Origin of the sequence: Streptomyces sp. NPDC091387 (assembly GCF_044756945.1) — a bacterium.
Taxonomy (GTDB): domain Bacteria; phylum Actinomycetota; class Actinomycetes; order Streptomycetales; family Streptomycetaceae; genus Streptomyces.
Genome location: NZ_JBIVTZ010000048.1, coordinates 1 through 3,895, shown reverse-complemented (window position 1 = coordinate 3,895; position 3,895 = coordinate 1). Strand labels below are relative to the sequence as shown.

Annotated in this window: 2 protein-coding genes; both read left to right on the top strand. The window is 63.2% G+C overall.

Annotated elements, in window-relative coordinates; genetic code table 11:
• Window positions 1–135: 135 nt before the first annotated feature.
• A complete protein-coding gene (locus ACIQM0_RS39280) occupies window positions 136–348 on the top strand; it encodes a hypothetical protein (RefSeq protein WP_401296040.1) in 213 nt (70 codons plus the stop codon).
• Window positions 335–3,838 (top strand): hypothetical protein, encoded by a 3,504-nt coding sequence (locus ACIQM0_RS39275; protein ID WP_401296038.1) that lies wholly within the window; start codon window positions 335–337, stop codon window positions 3,836–3,838. Before ACIQM0_RS39280 ends, ACIQM0_RS39275 begins: the two co-directional genes overlap by 14 nt.
• Window positions 3,839–3,895 lie beyond the last annotated feature (57 nt).

The window sequence follows — 3,895 nt, the reverse complement described above, 5'->3', positions numbered from 1 at the left end:
ATGTCGCAATCCACACCGAACCCGGAAGGCCCTCACTTGTTCAAGATCACCCAGCCGTGGGATCCGTCACCAACCTCCGTGGACAGAACACCTAGCCCCTCGAACTGTCTCCGCCCCTCGTGCCGGTTCTCCCGCATGCTCGCCTTCGACGACGCCGGCGGATTCGGCTTCCTGGACTTCTGCTCGCTTGCCTGCGCGCAGTTCACCGAATCGGCACTGAAGGTGGCGAAGGCTGACTACTCGCCTGCCATCGAGCACCGCGCGCACATGCTTGACGTGCTGTCCACGATGTTGGATGCGCGCTCCGAGCCCCTGGACCTGACGGGCGGCGAGCATGGCAGGCGCTAACGTCGTCGGCACAGCTGCCGTCGACGTCGTCCCATCGACCCAGGATTTCCACCGCCGGCTAGCAGCAGCCGTTATCCCTGCCGCGAACCGTGTGGGGCAGCAGGCCGGCGACGCCATCGGGGACGCTATATCACGCAACATCGTGATCAGTCTCCCGGCTGCCGTCACACGCGGCGGAAGGGCGGCGCAGACAGCCGCAACGCGACAAGGCGACGAGACGGGCGGCGCGTTCGCGCGCAGCCTCCGGCGACACCTTGAGGCCGCCTTCAAGGCGCTCCCAAAGCTTGATATCAGGGCCTCCAGTACTGGCGTCGATGCGGAGTTGAACCGTGTTCGCGCCCGCATGGAGACGCTGCGCAACAAGACGATCGGCGTCGACGTCTCGACCGCTGACGCCGAACGCGAGATCATCAAAATCGACGCTGAGCTGAAGCGTCTGGGCGCGCAACACGCAGACGTCGACGTAAGAGCCGACACTGCGACCGCCCGCGCGGCACTGGCAGCGATTCGTGCAGAGATCGCAGCCGTTGACGGCAAGGACGTAGACGTTCGTGTCGACATCAACACCTCTGGTGCGATGTCGGCCCTCCTGGGCCTCGGTATCCAGATCGCGGCTCTAACGGCCATCCCGCTGGGTCCGATCCTGACGGCCGGCTTGGGCGGAGTAGCCGCCATGGCAACCGCCGCTGGTGCCGGCGTCGGAGCACTGGCACTCGTCGCGATCCCCGCGGTAAAGGGCATCTCCGAGGCGCTCCAGGCGCAGACGGCAGCTGAGAACGAGGCAGCCAACGCCACGGACAACGGGGCAGCCAGCAACACGGCAGCTGCTCGGAAGGCACTGTCCATGGCAGGCGCTCAAGCGTCTCTTGCGTCGGCCCACCGGTCAGCAGCGAACGCCATCGTCAACGCCAACCGGCAGGTTGAGACCGCCGAACGCGCTGTAGCCACGGCAGTTCAGTCCGCGGCCGACGCAAGGCGCAACGCCGCGGAAGCCGTGGAGCGGGCAGAGAGGCAGCTCACCGACGCTCAGCGAAGCGCCCGAACCGCCGAAGACGATCTGACACAGGCCCGTCGGACGGCAGCTCAGCAACTGCGCGACCTGAACGACCAGTTGCTAGACGGGATGCTGGACGAGCGGGAGGCCACACTACGTATCCAGACGGCCCAGCAGTCGCTGAACGACACGATCAGTCGAGCCCGCAACGGCAAGGGCACGCAGCTTGACATCGACGTCGCCCAACTCGCCTATGACCGAGCTGTCCAGGGTGCCAAAGAGCAGAAGAAGTCGAACGATGAGCTGAAGAAGTCGGCTGACGCCCAGCAAAAAGCCGGCGTCGAAGGCTCTGACGCTGTCACGGCTGCACAGGCCCGACTCACCGACGCCCAGCGCACCGTCAAGGATAACGTTGACGCAGTCGCGAAAGCCCGTCAGGCGGCCGACAAGGCAGCCACGGACGGGGCGCGAGGAGTTGCCGACGCCCAGCAGCGCGTAGCCGATGCCGTCAGGCAGGCGAGTGAAGCTCAGGTGTCAGCGGCGGAGTCCGTAGCCAACGCTCAACGGGGGCTTGCGTCAGCGCAACTGTCCTCGTCGAAGTCCACCGCTACCGCCAAGACAGCCGCGGACAAGTACCGCGAGGCACTCGACAAGCTCACGCCGTCAGGGCGGCAGCTGTTCAACGCGATAGCGGGATCCAACGGTCTTACGTCCGCCTTCAGGACGTGGCAGACGGCGTTGCAGCCGGAAGTCCTCCCGCTATTCACGCGCATGGTCAACGGCGCAAAGAACGCACTTCCTGGGCTGACGCCGCTTGTGCTGGGTGCAGCATCGGCAATTGGGACGCTCCAGGACAAGGCGAGCCGCCAACTGAAGTCCCCGTTCTGGCAAGGGTTCAGGGCTGACATAGCCGCGAACGTCAAGCCTGCCATCGTGGGAATCGGAACGGCGCTGGGCAACACCCTCAAGGGTATGGCGGGCATGGTTGCCGCCTTTTTCCCACATATGGATGGCATCGTCTCTCGCTCCGACCGGATCACGGGGCGCTTCGCCAGGTGGGGCACGTCGCTCAAGGGTAGCCCCGCGTTTGAGAAGTTCCTCGACTACGTGAAATCTACCGGCCCCGGACTCGCTGAGTTTCTCGGCAAAATCATGACGTCGATGCTGGACTTCAGCAAGGCGATAGCGCCCCTCTCAACGACGATGTTCGCCATCGTAGGCCCGTTGTTCACCGCGATCTCGTGGTTGTCGACGAACATGCCTGGACTCATCCAAACTCTGTGGCTGCTCTTCGCCGTTTCGAAGGCTGTTCGTCTCGGGATGATCGCGTTCGGCGTCGCTATGGGGATCTACAACACTATCGTTGCCCTCTCAACGCTGGAAACGTTCACGTTCTCGGCGGCGTTGGCGACAACGGGAATCGGTCCGCTGATCATGGTCATCGTTGTGGCCGTTGCGGCACTCGTTGCGGGGATCGTCTGGGCCTATCAGAACGTCGGCTTGTTCCGCACGGCTGTGGACACGGCCTGGAACGGTATCAAGACCGCGACACTTTGGCTCTGGGGAACCATCCTGGAGCCCATTTTCTCCGGAATCTGGAGCGGTCTGAAGACCGTCGGCGACTTTACGATTTGGCTATGGGACAAGGCCTTTGGTCCGGCCTTCAAGCTCATCGGAGCTGCCGCAAAAGTCCTGTTCACGGGGCTTGTCGTGGCGATGCTCATTCCGGCAGCTGTGGCCTTCAAGGCACTCGGTGCAGCTGGGAAGCTGGTGTGGGAGAAGATCCTCAGTCCGATTTTCTCGGCCATGGGGGCGGGGGTAACCCTGCTATGGGTCAAGGCAATCAAGCCCGCGATGGCGAACGCAAAAGCAGCGTTTGAGGTCGTCGGCCAGGTCATCAAGCTGCTGTGGTCCAAGACGGTTCAGCCGGTATTCGACTGGATCGGCAGCAAGGCTAAGTGGCTGTACGAAAAGGGCATCAAGCCGCACATGGACGACATCCGCACGATGATGGATCTCGTCGTGCTCGGTTTCAAGAACGCCAAGGACGGTATCAAGAAGAACTGGGATCAGCTGAAGCAGATCGCGAAAGCCCCGGTAAAGTTCGTCATCGATCACGTCTACAACAAGGGCATCGTTCCGCTCTGGAATGGTGTCGCAAAGGTCACCGGTGCCGACCCGCTGAAGAAATTCGACGGCTTCGCGACCGGCGGCATCATGTCCGGCTATTCCCCGGGCCGTGACGACCGCGTTATCGCCGTTGGTGGCGGTGAGGCTGTGATGCGCCCTGAATGGACGCGCGCAGTCGGTGCGGACCGGATCAACTCCTGGAACGCAGCAGCCCGTTCAGGCGGCGTTGGCGGCGTTCAGCGCGCCATCTCTGACGGAATGCCAGCGTTCAAGGACGGCGGTGTCGTCGGCAGCGTTACCGGCTGGGTCAAGGACAAGGTAAAAGACCTAGCCTCGATCGTTCATGAGTCCTCGTCGGTTTGCTGACGGGGGTTCTGTGCTTGCGAGGGGCGGAATTGTGTGGGCTGGGGCAGGTTGGCGGCC